Source organism: Prochlorococcus marinus str. MIT 9107 (assembly GCF_000759855.1).
GTDB classification, from domain to species: Bacteria; Cyanobacteriota; Cyanobacteriia; order PCC-6307; family Cyanobiaceae; genus Prochlorococcus_A; species Prochlorococcus_A marinus_N.
On the sequence record NZ_JNAI01000007.1, the window covers coordinates 112,644 to 129,576 of the forward strand.

Annotated in this window: 25 protein-coding genes; 9 read left to right on the forward strand and 16 right to left on the reverse strand. The window is 31.5% G+C overall.

Annotated features, from left to right (window positions below; all coding sequences use genetic code 11):
- Window positions 1-354: a hypothetical protein gene (locus EU92_RS04140; protein WP_032514163.1), complete on the forward strand. Its 354-nt coding sequence runs from the start codon at window positions 1-3 to the stop codon at window positions 352-354.
- Between the two features lie 10 nt (window positions 355-364).
- Here the strand turns inward: EU92_RS04140 and EU92_RS04135 are convergent, their stop codons facing one another.
- The 5 genes from EU92_RS04135 to EU92_RS04115 all read right to left on the reverse strand — a co-directional run bounded on the left by EU92_RS04135 (window position 365) and on the right by EU92_RS04115 (window position 4,869).
- Window positions 365-883 carry a pentapeptide repeat-containing protein gene (locus EU92_RS04135; protein ID WP_032514162.1) on the reverse strand — a complete coding sequence of 173 codons (519 nt, stop codon included), beginning with the start codon at window positions 881-883 and terminating at the stop codon, window positions 365-367.
- Between the two features lie 82 nt (window positions 884-965).
- Window positions 966-1,439: a hypothetical protein gene (locus tag EU92_RS04130; protein WP_032514241.1), complete on the reverse strand. Its 474-nt coding sequence runs from the start codon at window positions 1,437-1,439 to the stop codon at window positions 966-968.
- A 175-nt stretch (window positions 1,440-1,614) separates the two neighbouring features.
- Window positions 1,615-2,472 (reverse strand): transglutaminase family protein, encoded by an 858-nt coding sequence (locus EU92_RS04125; RefSeq protein ID WP_032514161.1) that lies wholly within the window; start codon window positions 2,470-2,472, stop codon window positions 1,615-1,617.
- An 11-nt stretch (window positions 2,473-2,483) separates the two neighbouring features.
- Window positions 2,484-3,425 (reverse strand): alpha-E domain-containing protein, encoded by a 942-nt coding sequence (locus tag EU92_RS04120; protein ID WP_025914707.1) that lies wholly within the window; start codon window positions 3,423-3,425, stop codon window positions 2,484-2,486.
- Window position 3,426: 1 nt separating this feature from the next.
- Window positions 3,427-4,869: a circularly permuted type 2 ATP-grasp protein gene (locus EU92_RS04115; protein WP_032514160.1), complete on the reverse strand. Its 1,443-nt coding sequence runs from the start codon at window positions 4,867-4,869 to the stop codon at window positions 3,427-3,429.
- A gap of 129 nt (window positions 4,870-4,998) precedes the next feature.
- Between EU92_RS04115 and EU92_RS04110 the strand changes: the two genes are divergently transcribed.
- Both EU92_RS04110 and EU92_RS04105 read left to right on the forward strand, forming a co-directional pair.
- Window positions 4,999-5,235: a hypothetical protein gene (locus tag EU92_RS04110; protein ID WP_025914705.1), complete on the forward strand. Its 237-nt coding sequence runs from the start codon at window positions 4,999-5,001 to the stop codon at window positions 5,233-5,235.
- A 43-nt stretch (window positions 5,236-5,278) separates the two neighbouring features.
- On the forward strand, window positions 5,279-5,500 hold the full coding sequence (locus EU92_RS04105; RefSeq protein ID WP_193741762.1) for a hypothetical protein: 222 nt from the start codon (window positions 5,279-5,281) through the stop codon (window positions 5,498-5,500).
- Between the two features lie 24 nt (window positions 5,501-5,524).
- Here EU92_RS04105 and EU92_RS0109015 read toward each other — a convergent pair whose 3' ends face one another.
- The gene (locus EU92_RS0109015; protein ID WP_032514158.1) at window positions 5,525-5,800 is read right to left on the reverse strand and encodes a DNA gyrase; all 276 of its coding nucleotides are present in this window, start codon (window positions 5,798-5,800) and stop codon (window positions 5,525-5,527) included.
- Window positions 5,801-6,357: 557 nt separating this feature from the next.
- Here EU92_RS0109015 and EU92_RS09895 point away from each other — a divergent pair.
- A complete protein-coding gene (locus EU92_RS09895) occupies window positions 6,358-6,513 on the forward strand; it encodes a hypothetical protein (RefSeq protein ID WP_193741761.1) in 156 nt (51 codons plus the stop codon).
- 33 nt (window positions 6,514-6,546) lie between these two features.
- On the opposite strand, the gene EU92_RS04100 is transcribed toward EU92_RS09895, so the two are convergent.
- The 3 genes from EU92_RS04100 to EU92_RS04090 form a co-directional block, all read right to left on the reverse strand.
- Complete coding sequence (locus EU92_RS04100; RefSeq protein WP_032514157.1) at window positions 6,547-7,605, reverse strand: WD40 repeat domain-containing protein; 1,059 nt, start codon at window positions 7,603-7,605, stop codon at window positions 6,547-6,549.
- On the reverse strand, window positions 7,593-8,948 hold the full coding sequence (locus EU92_RS04095) for a CobW family GTP-binding protein (protein WP_032523564.1): 1,356 nt from the start codon (window positions 8,946-8,948) through the stop codon (window positions 7,593-7,595). The genes EU92_RS04100 and EU92_RS04095 overlap by 13 nt, the downstream gene beginning before the upstream one ends.
- Window positions 8,949-9,025: 77 nt before the next feature.
- Window positions 9,026-10,567, reverse strand: coding sequence for a metal ABC transporter solute-binding protein, Zn/Mn family (locus EU92_RS04090; protein ID WP_032514155.1), 1,542 nt, complete (start codon window positions 10,565-10,567; stop codon window positions 9,026-9,028).
- 138 nt (window positions 10,568-10,705) lie between these two features.
- On the opposite strand from EU92_RS04090, the gene EU92_RS04085 reads away from it, so the two are divergent.
- Window positions 10,706-11,476, forward strand: a complete 771-nt coding sequence (locus tag EU92_RS04085; RefSeq protein WP_032514154.1) for an ABC transporter ATP-binding protein — start codon at window positions 10,706-10,708, stop codon at window positions 11,474-11,476.
- A 13-nt stretch (window positions 11,477-11,489) separates the two neighbouring features.
- On the opposite strand, the gene EU92_RS04080 is transcribed toward EU92_RS04085, so the two are convergent.
- Window positions 11,490-11,924 carry a Fur family transcriptional regulator gene (locus tag EU92_RS04080; protein ID WP_032514153.1) on the reverse strand — a complete coding sequence of 145 codons (435 nt, stop codon included), beginning with the start codon at window positions 11,922-11,924 and terminating at the stop codon, window positions 11,490-11,492.
- A gap of 17 nt (window positions 11,925-11,941) precedes the next feature.
- On the opposite strand from EU92_RS04080, the gene EU92_RS04075 reads away from it, so the two are divergent.
- A complete protein-coding gene (locus EU92_RS04075; protein ID WP_032514152.1) occupies window positions 11,942-12,727 on the forward strand; it encodes a metal ABC transporter permease in 786 nt (261 codons plus the stop codon).
- Here the strand turns inward: EU92_RS04075 and EU92_RS09900 are convergent, their stop codons facing one another.
- From EU92_RS09900 to EU92_RS10130, 3 genes are all read right to left on the reverse strand, one after another.
- Window positions 12,728-12,874, reverse strand: a complete 147-nt coding sequence (locus tag EU92_RS09900; protein WP_011863089.1) for a hypothetical protein — start codon at window positions 12,872-12,874, stop codon at window positions 12,728-12,730. It lies immediately after the preceding gene.
- A gap of 83 nt (window positions 12,875-12,957) precedes the next feature.
- Entirely contained in the window at window positions 12,958-13,206 is a 249-nt protein-coding gene (locus EU92_RS04070; protein ID WP_011376589.1) for a hypothetical protein, read from the reverse strand.
- 9 nt (window positions 13,207-13,215) lie between these two features.
- Entirely contained in the window at window positions 13,216-13,359 is a 144-nt protein-coding gene (locus EU92_RS10130; RefSeq protein WP_206537409.1) for a hypothetical protein, read from the reverse strand.
- A 712-nt stretch (window positions 13,360-14,071) separates the two neighbouring features.
- On the opposite strand from EU92_RS10130, the gene EU92_RS04065 reads away from it, so the two are divergent.
- Entirely contained in the window at window positions 14,072-14,458 is a 387-nt protein-coding gene (locus EU92_RS04065) for a DUF1499 domain-containing protein (protein ID WP_032514151.1), read from the forward strand.
- 127 nt (window positions 14,459-14,585) lie between these two features.
- Entirely contained in the window at window positions 14,586-14,870 is a 285-nt protein-coding gene (locus EU92_RS10135; RefSeq protein WP_052056061.1) for a hypothetical protein, read from the forward strand.
- Window positions 14,871-15,087: 217 nt separating this feature from the next.
- On the opposite strand, the gene EU92_RS04055 is transcribed toward EU92_RS10135, so the two are convergent.
- From EU92_RS04055 to EU92_RS04045, 3 genes are all read right to left on the reverse strand, one after another.
- Window positions 15,088-15,495 carry an OsmC family protein gene (locus tag EU92_RS04055; protein ID WP_032514149.1) on the reverse strand — a complete coding sequence of 136 codons (408 nt, stop codon included), beginning with the start codon at window positions 15,493-15,495 and terminating at the stop codon, window positions 15,088-15,090.
- Window positions 15,496-15,630: 135 nt separating this feature from the next.
- Entirely contained in the window at window positions 15,631-15,873 is a 243-nt protein-coding gene (locus EU92_RS04050) for a hypothetical protein (RefSeq protein WP_032514148.1), read from the reverse strand.
- A 293-nt stretch (window positions 15,874-16,166) separates the two neighbouring features.
- Window positions 16,167-16,373: a hypothetical protein gene (locus tag EU92_RS04045; protein ID WP_032514147.1), complete on the reverse strand. Its 207-nt coding sequence runs from the start codon at window positions 16,371-16,373 to the stop codon at window positions 16,167-16,169.
- 176 nt (window positions 16,374-16,549) lie between these two features.
- On the opposite strand from EU92_RS04045, the gene EU92_RS04040 reads away from it, so the two are divergent.
- Window positions 16,550-16,924: a hypothetical protein gene (locus EU92_RS04040; protein ID WP_032514146.1), complete on the forward strand. Its 375-nt coding sequence runs from the start codon at window positions 16,550-16,552 to the stop codon at window positions 16,922-16,924.
- Window positions 16,925-16,933: the final 9 nt, after the last annotated feature.

Consider the following 16,933-nt stretch of genomic DNA (forward strand, 5'->3'; position numbering starts at 1 on the left):
ATGAAAAATTTTTTAGTTTTTTTAATTTTAGGAATTTTCTTTTTGTTTTACAAAAAAATTAACTCGAAAAAACCAAAGAACTTTAAATTAGACAAATTTAAAAATAAACTCAAGAGCACGCAAGCCAATATCGAAAGAATTTTTTTAAGAGAGGAAGAAAAAACCTTTTCAAATCCTAATATAAATATTTCTATTGGAATTTCCGATAGTGAAAATAATATTAATAGAAAATCTAATATACACCGAGCAAGACTTTCAAAATTTAAGAAATCTAAATTAAATGGCGTAATGATATTTCAAGATGATGAACAAAGAATTTATAAAATTACAAACGGTAAGAAAATTTACTTATGATTTTAATTTTCTAGTGGCACTCAAGACTTTCTCTTGTTGAAACTCCTGTTTTTGGATTAATACCATCAGCAATTTCGCAAAGATTTCTTTGGTCTTCGCTATCAAGAATAGCGTAAGAAAAATCTGCCCCTTCAATTTGAGCTCCTGCGAAACTACTGCCCGATGCGATCATGTTTATTAAAACAGCATTTCTAAGATCTGTTTTTTGAAAATTAACTCTATCAGAAAGAGTATCGGTAAGGTCGATTCCATTTAGATTGGAACCTTTTAAATCAGATAGGGTTAATGTAGTTCCATGTAAATCAACATCGCTAAAATCGGCATCTCTAGCTACTGCTCCAGCTATGGAGGATAAATGAAGATCCTCTCCATGGAAATTATATCCTGTAATATTCGATCTTACATAACTTGGAACCTCATCTCCCTCTCCCTTAACAGCAACATTTGCGCCAGCAAAAACTGGAGAGGATAAAATCAAGAAAGAAAAGGTTATGCATAAAAAATATTTTAAAAAACTAAAAAATTTCATAACAAAAATTGCAATAATATTATTTTATAACAATTAGATAACTATTTAAATTGATATATAAATTTAAAAGTCCTTTTTAAGATTATTTAACACTATAAATTTTAAATTTAGGCTCTAAATTGGTTATACAATCAAGAAGTTTTTTGTTCCCTTTGCTATTTGTAACCTTGAATTCAGATTCAACTGTACCGTATTTATCTCTTACGGCTTGATTTAAAACTATTGAACCGTTTTCATCAGATACTGATCTATGAAAAGTCCCTCTAGGTATCTTTAAAATATATCCACAAGAATCTAATCTAACCTTATAAAATGGATAATCCCATCCAAAATTTACGAGAAAAAATGTTCTTCCCCCAGAAATAGCTAATAGATTATCTTCTTGCTTGTGATGTATATAAAATTGCCAATTATTAAATTCCCTATCATTTGGCGGACTAACTGCAGGACCATTGTGAATAACTAAATCTCTATAATTTGATTCATTAATACTTATATCAAAAAATCTGACATCTTTTGTATCGCGAAATTTTTCATAACTTATCAACTCAAACATTTTCGATTTGTTTGGTTTAATAGCAGGAATTTGTAAACTTGAGTTCAATTTTCTTTAAAGAATAAACAAATGAAAACAGATATATATATCTAACAACGTATCAATAAACACTAAAAACAAAACATATTTTTATTTATCTTTTTTTTCTTATTTTAAAAGGTTAATAATTCTGTATTTATTTAATTTCAATAGGTTTGATTTCCCAGGATAAAGTATTTTCTAAATTATTTTTTCCAATAAAGTTTCCTGTAATTACTGAAGTCAAATTAGATTTGGAAGAGGATACCAATGTTAAATATCTTTCGTCTATTAATCCTTTCCCGCTTGGATCAAATCCTCTCCAACCAGCACCTGGAATATATAACTCAGCCCAAGCATGTAAATCTAAATCAGAAGGTAACGGATCTTCAAAATGATAACCACTTACAAATCTGCTTGGGATGCCCACAGATCTACAAGCTTCAACCATAAGCATTGCCAAATCTCTGCATGAACCTACCCTTTCTCTTAGTGTTCTGCTAGCGGGCCATGCTGGACCTGTATGTCTTTTGGTATATTTAACCCGATCTTGAATAATCTCTATTAGTTGGTATGTGAATGATAATGCGTTATTTATGCTTCCTGCTAAAGCTTCTTGGGCAAGTTCAACAGCAGAAGGATCGTGTTGGCCATTTGGCATCCATCCCTCTAATGCGCCCTGTAAATCTCTGTTAATAATGCTTCTACAAAAAGGTAATGTTAAATCTCTATTTTTAACCCCATCAATAATATTTGGATGTTTAATAGTCTCAATTTCACTAGTTGATTCAATAATTAATTTATCCGTTAATCCATTAAATCTAATTCTATTAATCTCTTCACCACTGGCCGCAAGTAATGGATAAATGATTTCTGGTTGTGGGCATATTTTTAATTCAAAATTCTTTAGCTTTTGGAATCCATTTGATCTTGGCTTTATACATAATCTATGTTCGCCTAATTGAACAGGATCTTCATATTTATATTCAAGTTTGTGAAGGTATTTAATTCTCATTAAAAAACTTATTAATTGATAAAGTATTTTTCTTGAATGAGATCATTTAATTTATTCAAATCAATTTGCAATGAATCGATTGCCTCATGTAAACCATCATTAATTATATCTTCAATTCTGATATAACTCCACTTTGCTTTGAGCAAGCCTCTCATGCATTCTAATTCGGAAGGATTTTCAGGAGGAGGAGAGGTATCTATCATCTTAAGAGTATTGCTTATCCCATCAAGACAGTATCTTATTGATCTCGGGAAAATTGGATCCAGTAAAAGGAATCTTGCAACTGATTCAGGCTTAATAGAATTTTGCTCTGCTTTCCTAAACATTTGATAAGCTCCAGCGGAACGTAAAAGAGCGATCCATTGCAACTCATCAAGAACACCTCCAAGTTCATCTAGGCTGGGGAGAAGTAAATAATATTTAACATCTAAAATTCTCGATGTTTTATCAGCTCTCTCAACTAATCTTCCAAGAATGCTAAATCTCCAAGCAAGGTCTTTGCTTAAAGTCGCATCTGTAATTCCATAAAAAAGCTGACATGCTCTCCTTATTTCACTTAATTGTTCTTGTCTTGGCTTATTCCATATTGCTTCTCCTTCTTGCATATTCCAATATAAAATATTAATTTGCTCCCACATTTCTGTTGTCAACACGTCTCTTATTTGTCGTGCGTTTTCTCTAGCTAATTGAATACAAGAAATTATGCTGTTTGGATTTAAACGATCTCTTATTAAAAAATTTATAACGTCATCAGGCTTTTTTTCTGGGAATCTTTTATCAAAAGATTCTCTGTCGCTTGAAGCATCAATTAACGGGAGCCAAGGTTCTGCACTTCCTGGTGGACAATCTAATGACATTGCTTCACTTACTTCCACAAAACGAGATATATTTTCTGCTCGTTCTAAATAACGATTGATCCAATAAAGAGATTCTGCTACACGACTTAAAAGCATATTATTTTCCTACAACCCATGTATCTTTGCATCCTCCACCTTGAGAAGAGTTTACAACTAATGATCCTTTTTTTAATGCTACCCTCGTAAGCCCACCTGGACTAACCCATGAATCTTTTCCTCTCAAGATATATGGTCTTAAATCAACATGGCATGGATATAGTTCTCCATCACATAACGATGGTACAGTAGATAATTCTAATGTTGGTTGTGCTACGAAATTTCTAGGATTTTTTCTAATTTTATTAGCAAATTCCTCTATTTCACTGCTTGTTGAGTGAGGCCCAATTAACATTCCATATCCACCAGCTTCAGCGACAGACTTAACAACAAGTTTTGGTAAATTTTCTAGAACGTATTCCCGATCCTTTTCGTAATGACAAATATATGTTTCTACATTTTTAATAATAATTTCTTCATCAAGATAATATTTAATCATTTTTGGAACAAAAGAATAAATCATTTTGTCATCTGCTATTCCAGTCCCAGGTGCATTTGCTAAGGCAACATGACCTGCTTTGAAAACATCAAGTAATCCTCTAACACCAAGGCAGGAATCTTTTCTAAAATTAAGAGGATCTAAAAAATCATCATCAATTCGTCTGTAAATGACATCTACCCTCTTTAAACCGGAGGTAGTTTTTAAATATACATAATTATCATTACAAATTAAGTCATGACCCTGTACTAATTGGATGCCCATTTCTTGCGCTAAATAACTATGTTCAAAATATGCACTATTAAAAATTCCAGGAGTTAGTAGAACTATTTTGGGAGTGTCTGTCCAAACAGCAAGTTCTTTAAGAGTTTTTAAAAGATATGATGGATATTCATCAATTGGTTTTACTATTCTTCCAGAAAAAAGATTAGGGAAAATATTTTTCATAACTAATCTATTTTCTAAAAAATAAGCAACCCCAGAAGGACACCTTAAATTATCTTCTAAAACATGCCAATCTCCTTTTCTGTCCCTTATTAAATCAAGTCCCGAAATTTGACACCATTTATTTAATGGAGGTTTGAAACCTATCATTTGAGGTCTCCAACCTTCTGAACTCTCGATTAACTCTCTTGGAATTATTCCATCATTAATTATATTTTGAGAATTATAAATATCGTCTAGGAATAAATCAATTGCCTCAAGCCTTTGTTTTAGGCCTTTTTCTAATGTTACCCAATCATCTTTACTTATTATTCTTGGCAGTGGATCAAAAGGTAATATTCTCTCAGTACCTTTTAAACCAGTATCGTTTAATCTGAAAGTGGCACCATGTCTTAATAATAATTTTTTTGCTGCAGAATGATTCCTGTTTAACTCTTCAAGACCCATATTATCTAAAGAGGATAGAAGTGGAATTAATATTTCTCTTGCAGAGTTGACGTTATCTTTAAAGTATTCATCAAAACTATTTTTTGGACGATAGCTTGAAAACATATATTTCATGGTTTAATAACTTTTACTTTAGCTTCAAATCTTTATTCGTATTTATGGCTACAAAAAAAAACATCTCCTAACTCGATCTATTTCTTTATTTTGATCATTGAAGTATATTTTTTAAAAATCTAAAAAAGTATGAATTCTAGTAATTGGCAATTTGTTTTTTTTAGATATTTCGCAAGCTTTCTTTTTATTCTCTCTCACAGTTTGCTTGTTCTTGATCATTTACCTATTGGGGCGGCACTCCATGGACTTGGGGAAGTTTTTATTGCTCCTTGGGCTTTTAGGGAAAGAGCATGGGATCTTGTTGTTATTGCAGTTTTATTTTTCTTCTTTGATATCTGGGGACTTATAAACACTCCTTGGAATTAACTGATATTATTTATTTACTAATTCCGATAAAATCATAATAAAAATGAAGTCTTATTTTATGCAAATTTATAAAATAATTTTTCTTTTATTAATTACGAATAGTTCCAATTTATATGCACATAATTTATTTAATGGGGGTTGTAAAGAACATTGTGGGCAAAAAGTTAAAGTAATAAGTAATAAAAACAAATTAAAAAATATTGATGATCAAATAAATATTGAGAGTAAAAATTCTTGTTTAAATAAATCACTATGTAGAGGTTGACCACTCGAGATTTTTAAAATTGTTTTATGAAATTGTTTCTTTGATAATGATCATTAAAGTACCATTTGCTTGATAATTTTTATTAGGAGGATTTAATTGATTTTTAATTAAAAAAATAAAAGTATATATCAACGGTAAAAGTAATGATGAAGCAGCAACTAAAGCGATTATCTGGTTCAACCTAATAAATGGTTTTTTTACAAGATCCTCTCCACACAAGCCACAAATCAAATTACCTTTTGAGGATTGTTTTTGAAATTGATATTTAGGATTGCAATATGGGCAATAATATTTAACCATTTTATTTTATTCTTTTAATCATTATCTATAAAACTAGAAGAAAGTCATCTTATTAAAAAAAAGAGGGCTAATTTAAGCCCTCTTTTATCTCTTACTTATATTTTTTACTGAAGTTAATAACGTACCTAAATCATCGATCCTTGTTGCTAACTTCTTTTAAGCTAATGATCACCAAAATTAACTAATTGTCTTTAACTGGGGCAAAAACTCTAGAATTAAGCTTGTTTCTTAAAGGGCACCTAAACGATGCAGAAGAAGGAAGCTTAGACATTAATAAAAAATAATTGGAGCAGTTAATTAAATTAGTTCGTTTTATTCCGAAATTTCAGGCAGGCTATCGATCATTTTGAAAGACCTCCTAGAACTCAACAATATAAAATTAGGGGAATATTTCTCTAAAGACAATCCGTTTTTATACGCATTGCTTTTTTATTAAAAATGTCCGAAAGTGGTAATCAATCGCGTTAATTTTTTTGAGATATTTTTAGTAAGTTTTGCTTATTTCTTTTGATATTTAATTCGACTATCTTGATTTTAAATAATTGAGGAACTCTTTTATGAATCATTCGAAAGAAGTTAGTAAAGCTGATCAATCTAATCCTATAGACGAATATTTTCAATGTCTCTCATATTGCGATATTCACCCAAAAGGTATAGATAATGACTGTGAAGTCATCTGTATGGAAAGACATTTAAAAGCTAACTATTGGTAGTTTGAATTATTTTGTTTTCCTGCTTAAATTCCTTCAAAAAGAATTAGTACGAACTTTAAATTTCCAAACATTTACTACACCTTTTGCGTTAACTGCAGCTAGTGCACAATCATCAGGTCTCCACGAAAGTGCACCCACTAAATCGCCTGCGAATGCAGCCCCAACTGGGTCACCATTACCGTCTTTTTTTAGAAAACTTGCGACAACAGAACCATCTCTAGATCCAGAAGCTACAAGCATGCCTTTATTTGAAAAGGCTAGGCTAGAAATAGGTTCGGTATGGTGCCATAGCTCTACCGGCATAGTCCCCTCGGGACCGTCACCTATAAAGCTCCAAACTGTAATTCTTTCACTGCCACTAGTTGCCAGTAATTTTCCACTATCGTCAAAAGAAAGGTGACTAGGTTTTCCTGGGTATCCTGTCATTTCAGCATCCATTCCGGTTGATCTTCTCCAAAAATGAACTGAATTGTCTTGACTCCCGCAAGCGACTATATCACCATCAGGACTTAATTCCATTGAGACTAATGATCCTTGCCACTCGAGCTTTTGATTCGTTTTATTATTTACTATGTCAAAGAATGTTACTCTCCCGTAGCAGGCTGTAGCTAGCTCATTATTATTTGACCATTTTATTGCACTCACTGTGCTTGGATGATCATCTGATACCCATTTTTCTTCACCAATTTCATTAAAAACATATACTTTTTTTGAAGAAGCTGCTGCAAGAAATAAGCCATCATTTGACCACTTAAGATGCTCTACCCAAGCCTTGCCAAGATCGAGAGTTTTAATTACTTTACCTTCGTGACAATTATATATTTGAATATTTCCATCTTGACCGGAAGTTGCAAAAATCTCTCCTTCTGGATGAATGGACATTGCTAATAGACCAGCAGAGTGTGTATTTTCTTTTTTCCAAATAATTTTCCCAGTATCTCCTTCAAAGGCAAAAATACCTCCTGCTACATCCCCAACAATGAATAACTTTCCTTTAGTAGCCCAACCACAAACTATGGCATAATCATTAACTTCAGCTGTCCATCCCTCGTGGAACATGCCTCTTGGGCTAAATGATTCTATATCAGGCATTTTTCAAAACCTTCTTTCATCTCTTTCTCGTCCAAATTTCTACCTATAAAAACAAGTTGGTTTCTACGAGGTTCGTTACCCCATTCCTTATCAGGTTGCGCTGTAAATAACATATGTACCCCTTGGAAAACTATTCTCTGTGGGTTGCCTGAGTAGCTAATGAAACCTTTAGTTCTAAATATATCCACTCCTTTTTCAGAAAGAAGTCTGCCCAACCAAGTATTAAGTTTTTCTGGATCAACATCTCCAAATCGTTCAATTGCAATGGACGTTACTTCATCATCGTGCTCGTGCTCGGCTTGCCAGAATCTTTCAATATTAAATGGGATCTCTTTTGAATTATTGTCTTCACTTTTAATGATTTTCATATTGAATTCTTCAGCAGTGTGCTGTGTATATAAACCTATCTTTGATCCCTTTTCGATAATTAATATGAATGATTTATTTCCTTTATCCTCCAATTTAAGGTTTATATGTTCTCCAAATGGAATGATATTCCCAGGTTCTATGCTTTTAGCTTTTTCTGCATAAAGTCTTACGCAGGATTCAGCACCATCTTTAAGTTCTTCTTCACTCTCACCTTGATTAGCGAAAGCTACTAATGACATTTCTGGATCGGGACCTTCTTCTAGCATTAATTCATATTTACCTGCAGCAAGGTCGTAAACACCTGTCCATTCAAAAGGATATTCTGGTTCAAGAAATGTTGGTCTGCGTTTAAGGATTTGATCGAGATCAAATGCACTTAGATTTAGGACTGTTTCGATTGGTACTTGGGCATTCTCGGCTCTAATGATTCGAGTCATTCGGTTCATATCTCTCAATCTCGATTCAAGAGTATCTAGTGCATCATCAGAGTCTAAATCAGTTTTATTAAGGACAAGAACATCTGCAAACGCAACTTGTTCTGAACTTTCATCACTTCTTCCTAGCTGCTGATCAATATGAGCAGCATCAACTAAAGTTACAATTCCATCAAGAGTAAATTCAGAACTAATTTCTTCATCCATGAAAAATGTCTGCGCGACTGGCCCAGGATCTGCTAATCCGGTCGTTTCTACTAAAACATAGTCAAACTTATCTCTTCTTTTCATAAGGTTGCCAAGGACTCTTATTAAATCACCGCGAACAGTACAACAAATGCACCCGTTTGACATCTCAAACACTTCTTCATCGGCATTAATTACGAGCCCTTGATCTATCCCTACTTCACCGTATTCATTCTCAATTACGGCTATTCTTTTCCCGTGCTCTTCACTTAGTATTCTATTAAGTAAAGTAGTTTTCCCTGAACCTAGAAATCCAGTGAGAATAGTAACTGGAACTTTATCTTTGATGCTCATTTAATGATTTTTACCAAATAAACAATAGTTTAATACTAGTAACCATAAGAAATGAAAACCGTTTTTATTAGAAAAATTTAATCTGAAAGTTTGTACCATTCAGACTCAAGATTGGAGCCAGATTCTTTATCACAGCTTCCACCTAATGAATCAACAATTGTACAAGTGTTGTGTACGGCTACTGAAACCGTATTACCATCCATCATCAATCCATCAACGAATATTTGATTAGAAGCTAAAGGAACTGAACTTTGTCTACTTAAGTTCCTTAATAACTTAGATGCTGGAATTTGTTCAGGAAATATTGCCTGAACTTTCTCTTCATCTAACATTTTTAAAGTAGAACTTATGTTGTCTGGCCTTAAGCTTGAGGAGTCTCCAAGAAAGTCAAGTAAACTAATGGTTTCAAAACCAAATGCATCCCCGTAGTATTCCATTGCTTTGTGTTTAGAGACAATTACTCTGTTTTCCTCAGGAATAGAGCTTACTTGTTCGACGATCCAACTATCTAAGCCTTCTAAGAGAGAATCAGCTTTTTCGAATCTTTCATTAATTAGTTTTCTGTCACCTCTATTAAAAACTGAAATATCTTTCTTTAAACTTTTGCTTATAAGATCTCCCATTTTTATGATGTTATGTGGATCATGCCATACATGTGGATCTAGACCTCCATGGTCATGATGATGATGCCCCTCTCCTTCGTCTGGAACTTGTGCTATTGGTTCTACATCACTATTTGAAACGTCTTTAAAAAAGTGTTGAGTTGCTTCAAACTCAAAAGGCATGTGTTCAGTAAAAAATATATATTCACCATCTTCTTTGATATCCACGTTAAAAACAGTACTTTCTTTTCTTTGATCAAAGTTAAGAACAAAAGCTTTATTACTTGCTATCAAAGTTCCATCATTTTTTCTGCTTATTGAGTCTTTAGATCCTAATAATTCTTTGGCTAAATCTTCAGACCCTTCTATGTCATTAGATTTGAGAATCACCATCTTCATTGCAGGATCTGCATATTCGCCATCGACTTTTTCAAATGACCATTTGTATGAACCCTTAGATAGCTGGAATTTACCTGCCCATTCGAAAGCACCCTCAGCATGATCATCATGTCCACCATGGTCTGAATGATCATCATGACCTCCATGATCAGAATGATCATCTACCTTAGCTGAATGTTCAGCATGATCGTCATGTCCGCCATGGTCTGAGTGGTCATCGTGACCTTCATGATCAGAATGATCATCTACGTCTATTGCACTAACACCTACAACAACAGTATTCTTTTTACTTTCCCAATTTCTCATACTTGGAGTCATTTCTTTGCCAAGAGTGAATACTTTGTCTGCGCTATTTAGTAATTGAGCTTGTCTTGGATTGATCTTTAAGTCATGAACATCCTGTTTTCTATCTACTAAGCATGTAACTTCGTCAGATGGTAACGCAATTGATTTAACTAAATCACAAACTAGTGGTTCTACTGCTACGTATGACTTCCCTTTAGCCATTACATCCTGCCCAAAACCAGAAAATATAATCGTTCCAGCGATTACGGAATTTTTAATAATTGACTTACTTGAACATGTTTTATTTGATAAAAGTCTTTTAAAAATTGACATAAAAAATTATTAAATACTTAAAAATGATAATCATTTTCATTACAGCTGACAAGAAAAGGTATCAAATGTTATGAAAATAATACGCAGCTTGCATTATTGGTAAGCTTGTAAAGTGACTTTTTTCATGAAGATTAATTAATGGCTACTTTAGTCGCTGAAAATTTAACATTTGCATACACAGAAAAAAGTAAGCCAGCTTTAAATAAGGTATCGGTTGAGATTAAACCTGGAACTCTAACAGCGCTAGTAGGTCCAAATGGTGCCGGTAAATCCACTCTTTTGAGGATATTGCAAGGACAAAATACTCCAGATAAAGGCGAAATAAAAATAGACGGTGAAAATTTATATAGATCTAGAGCTCTAGTGGCACTTATGCCTCAAAGAAGTTCTATGAATTGGAAGTTTCCCATTACAGTTGAAAAATTGGTCTCTCTTGGTCAAATAAAGTATTCAAAATCAAGAAGTAATAACCCCTTTCAAATCAAGGCTCTTTTAGAATATCCTAATTCTTGGATTAATAAATGTTGTGAATTAGAAGCGACAATGCAAAGAGTAGGAATTGCTAATTTGGCTAATAGAAGACTCGATTCTCTTTCAGGAGGACAGCAACAAAGAGCTCTATTAGCAAAAACTCTTATGTCCCCTGCAAAAATATTTCTTCTGGATGAACCTTGTGCGGCATTGGATCCCCCCGCAAAAGAGGACTTCCTGAAAATTGTTCGTCAACTCGCAGATGCGGGACTTTCTTTGCTAGTAAGTAGCCATGATTGGGGCGAGTCTCTAAATAACTACGATCAAGTAATCGTTCTTGATAAAAGTGTTTTAGCAGTTGGTAGTCCTGATCAAATAAAAGATAAATTAGATGCGATAAACATAAGCTCTATAAAGGAAAATAATTTCTGTGATTAGAAAATGTTCCTTATTAATTTTGAGCTTGATAACAGTTTTGGCAAAGGCCGAAATATTCGAGTGTATGAAACAAAAGTTGAAACTTTCTTGGATTTTTTTTAGGGGCATGAATATCTTTAACAGGACAACCTTCCATTTTCGACGTCTCTCCGCATTGAACGCAGGTCAAATGATGAATATCTCTGTCTACGGGAGTGTAAAGAACCTCTCCTGTTGGGAGATGTCTAGAACGAATTAATCCATGCTTTATCAAGATTTGCAGATTTCTATAAACAGTGGTCAACCCCATAGATTTGCCTTTTGTGATCAACTGCCTATGCAATTCTTGACCGCTCAATTCATCATCGCATTTATTAAGTTCTTCAAGAAGTTGTTCTTGTCTTTTGGTAATGTCAGACTTAGTTACCATTGTTTCCAAAATCTTTTTTTGCCTCGTATTTTTGATCATACCGAATCTTTCGAATAATGTCTTTTATTAATAGCAACTGGTGGTTGGTTCCATTAATAATAACTATATTTTCTGGGATCTTATGCCCAGCGATGGGAACTGTATTAATCACCCATAAGAGATTATTACAAGTTAATTTAATCTCTCATTGTGTTTTGCCTGGACTTGCTTTAGCCTTAGCGCTTGGAATTCATCCTTCAATTGGTGGTGTTATCAGTGGTCTTTTAGGCTCGGTGATTGCGGAAAGTTTAACTAATAGAAAAAGTGAAAACTATGAAGCAGTTATGAATACTATTCTTGCTGGAATGCTTGGGTTTGGAGTCCTTATAATCCCTCTACTCGGAATAAGGATTGATTTGGAGGCAGTATTATTTGGCGATTTATTGACAGCAAATTTTGGAGATTTACTTAGAACAATAATTGCTTTTTTAGTATTTATACTTTTAATGACTTTTGGATATGAAAAGGTTGTTTATGTTGGATTAGATCCAGAAGGTGCATCCGCAAGTGGTATAAACGTTTCTTTATTAAATCTTGCTTTGAGTTTTACGACGGCATTAGTAATTGTTAGTTCAATGTCAGCAGTGGGAGTAATTCTTGTAATTGCTCTTCTTTCTACGCCAACTTTGTTAGGGCTAAATAAGGCTCATAGTTTAAGAATTGCAATGATTAGGTCTTCATTTTTTGGATTATGCATCTCACTTCTGGGATTTATTCTCTCTATAGTCTTTAATCTTTCGCCTGGACCTGCAATTAGTGTTATTTGTGTTGCATCTCTTTTGATTCCTAAGCTTCGTAAATAATTAAATCTTAAATGTCCAATCAGAGTTTAATGCTTGAGCTTCTGGATTGTTTTTTAAAGCTACTTCCATAGCCTCTTTTTTATTATTAGCTATAACAACTTCATCAAATTCCTTTCCATTTTTTTTGAGGCTTACTTTGAAACGCATAAAAATTTTTTAATTAATCAAAAGTTAACCACTAAGCAACTAGATTTAAATAGTTTTAAAAGTTAATTGATGAAATAGAAACTTTAGTTATTTTGAAGTTTTTCTACTACAGATTCTTTCTCAATTTTAGCTACATCCTGTAATCCATTAGCATCGAACCAAGGAGCGTTTTCCCAATTAAATCCTTCCCCAAAAGTATTATCAGGAGCAGCTACGTACCAGTGACATGATGAATCGGGAACATCTACAGCACATTTTGACCAGTCAGCCTCCCACTGTGGAACCTGTACCCACATCACAGATGCTAATAAAAAAGAAAAAATAAAATTCATAATTATCAGTTAGCAAAATTTTGAAAGATTTTTTTCACATTCTTTCTTTCTTTTCTTCCAGTAATTTTCAAGTATTTGATATTTATGCTTATTTTTGAATTGACTTAAATGAATATTATTCTGATTAAGAACTGAAGTATTTTTGATTTTCATGACTCAAGCTGTCTACGTAGAACATATTTAAAACACTTTATAGATTTTTTGAAGTGAATTTATACCTAATTTTTGTCCTACTTTTGTGTAGGTAAGTATTTTTCGGGATTATTTCCAATATAAGTTAGCGAATATTTGACAACACCAACTATTACTGAAAAAAGAGCAATTGCTGAAATTATAAAAATGATTTTTTTATAAATGTTTCTCATTAATTTATTAGTTTTTTGATTTTTTTTTCATCAACGGTCAAACTATTCACAAGGATTTAAATAATTAGTAATTTATACTGTAGCCTTTTAAATTACTTACGGAGTAAATTAGTATAATCAGAAACTCCTCACACACTTTTTTCTGATAACTTTAAAAGTACTCGACTGCAATGTTTGGGTACTTTTTGAATTTTTGGCTATGTGACAGTTAAGATAGAGGTCTATTAGTCATTACATATTATAGATTTTGATGTGATATTAGGTTTGTGTGTAGGAGGAATTGATTTTTTTTAGTGGAAACAAGGAAACACTTGAATTAAATCAATTTTAAAAGATCTCTCTTTGAGGGATCTTTTTTTTGTGAATTATTAGAAACATACAAAATAAATATTTAATACGAGGATATAAGGAATTACATGTTTTCTTCCAAAATAATAAAATTCATCATTACAAATTAGAGATTTAATGCGTTAGATTATGGCGAATAAATTCTTATATTAATGAAAATACTTTTTTTAGCAATTTTAATTTCTTCAAGCTTTTTATTCCCTTCTTCATCATTTGCCTCACATTTAGAATTAAAACCGTGCATCGAAGTCGCTCATTGTGTTCGAGAAGAATGGCAGGTTAATTATATTGAAGAACCTTTTGAAGAGATTAAAACCTTAATTGATAACACTCCGAGAACAGAGATTGTAGAAATTGATGGCGATTATCTTCATGCTGAGGCAACCAGTAAATGGATGAAGTATGTAGATGACTTAGAAGTATCCTTTTTACCTGAATCAAACATCTTATCAATAAGATCAGAGTCAAGAGTTGGAGAAAGTGATTTAGGAGTAAATCAAAAAAGAGTTGATTTACTAAAATCGAAGATGTTTGGATAACAAGTAGAAAAATAGATTATTGTTTTTTGTATAACTTTTCCATTTTTTAAAAAAAGTCGCAGATAAAAAAGTGATAATTATCATCATGCCTTGATAATGGCAAATTTATTAGATTTTCTTTAAAAAGATGATCATAAATCTCATCTATATATTGATATCTGGTTTTGTTTCTTATTGGTTTTATAAGAACATTAAAAAAAATGGACTTATATGGATAATCAAAGGTCTTTTGCAAATTGGAATATTGGTATTATTTCTTGGAGGTTTTTTCAAAATATTTTTAACTTTGCCCCCTAATTTATATATAAAAATAATTTTTCTTATTACTTATATATGGTGCACAGTTGGAATTAATGTTAATTTAATGATCCCTTTGATTAGTTTGATTGATCAAAAAATAGTAAAAAAATAAAAATAAAAAATTAACCTTTAATTGTTATTATAAAAATAAAACTATTTCCTTAATATTCAATTATAAAATTTAAAAGATTTACTTTTTCCTTTGGAAAGTCTTTTTCTTCTATACCTAGTCTTTAATGCCAAGTCAGTCATTATATATATACTAAATAACAGAAATATTATTCCAATAATGTATTTCATTATTTTTATGTAATTACTATTTTTGTGATTTATTCATGATGCCAACTAATTTTAATATCTATTTCTTGAGATAAATTTCTTGTAACTGGACATTCTTTGGAAGCTTTTTTCAAAAAATTAATAGTTTCATTGCAAGTGTGTTCTGCTATAAAAATATCTATTATTAGTTCTTTTATCTTTCTTTCTCTATCTTGTGTCATTAGCTTTTCAATATTTAAATATATACCTTTTAAATTAATTCCTTTCGATTTAGCTTTAATTGCCATAATGGTTAGAAGGCAAGTACCTAGAGATGTTGCTAATAAATTAGTTGGTGAAAAGCTTTCACCTTTACCACAGTGATCTAAAGGTGCATCCGTTCTAATAAGACTTCCTGATTGTAAATGAATAGCCTCACAGTTTAAATTTTCTAAATAAGAACATTTCACTTTAGTCATTATAAAAAAAAATTAAATTAGGAAAATGTTATTAGTAAAAAAATACAGAACATAACAAGCTAATTGATCAAAAACAATTGTATTGATTTTCATATTAGAGGAGTATTAAGGAAATTCATCATTCAAATTTTGAAATCAGTTGTTAAATCCAAATTCCTCTAAGCAATATTCAATTAATTCAATTGATTTATTAAGAGTTCTTTTATTTTTATTTTCTAGATCGAAGCATTCATTTAAGGCACGTATAGATTCATTTAAGATTGATTCTTCTTTATTTTTTAAATCTTTAGCTTGATTTATATAAATTAATTTTTTTATTCCTACAAAGGATAATATTATTATTGATATTGTAAAAATACCTATTTTGACTTTATTCATATAATTAGTTTTTATAAATATTTTAATTAATTTAGTATCTAAAACCTTAGAGAATTTCGAATAGCAGATAGAGCTTTGTAATTATAGATATAGCTAGTGTTATTGCAATAGAAGTAATTGAAATAAAGATGTACGGAACAAACTTTAATCGTAAATATAAGTTATTTCTAGACATTACTGGAACATTTGTACAAATTCTTACATTTCCTTTAAACTTTATAAAAGTCTTCAAATATAGAAATTAATTTTCCTAGCAAAATTCAATCTTTTTTAAAGATTAACAAATATAAGATTCATTGAATTTTCATTAAATAAAGGATCTCTAAATCCTGTCTTGAGTCAGATATTTTTCTTTTTAAGAAGATTAATTCTTCTTGGCTCATTTTTGATTCTTTTATCATTAATTCTGCTTGTTCAATAGCATGTTCTATATTTCTAATTTTAATTTCTCTTATTGAGGGGTCATTTTTACATGCTTTTCTAGTATTAGCATCTAACATATCTTATGAAAACACATTGATTATAAGCTAAATTAAAACTTCATAATGCTACTAGCGCAAATTTAATTAAAATGAATTCTTATTATAATAAGAGCTTTAACCTTAGCTAACCCTCTCTTCATTAGATCGAGTGGTTTTTTTTATGGTGTAATATACTCCTAGCATTTATTACTAACTTGGAAGATTCAAAACTTAATCCTGAGGAAAATAATTCAATCGAATCGACCCTCAATCTGAATGAAGATAATAATGATCTTAATGAGGAAAATAAAAAAGAAGAGAATGTTAAGGCCTTTACTGAATTTCTAGAAAAAGCAGGTAATCAAGATTCTTCGGGAGAAAAATCAAGTCTTAATTCCGAGCAACAAAATCTAAAAATTGACAAATCACTTTTTAAAAGATTTCTAAATAATGGTTTTGATGGCATTTCAACTAATCCAAACTATAAAATGTTGGCATTATTAATAATTCTTTTAGTTAATTTGTCTTTATTTTTTTTAATTGGAAATATTGGTAAAGAGTTTTTAAGAAATGCTGGAATAATGGGTTAGAAGTTATTA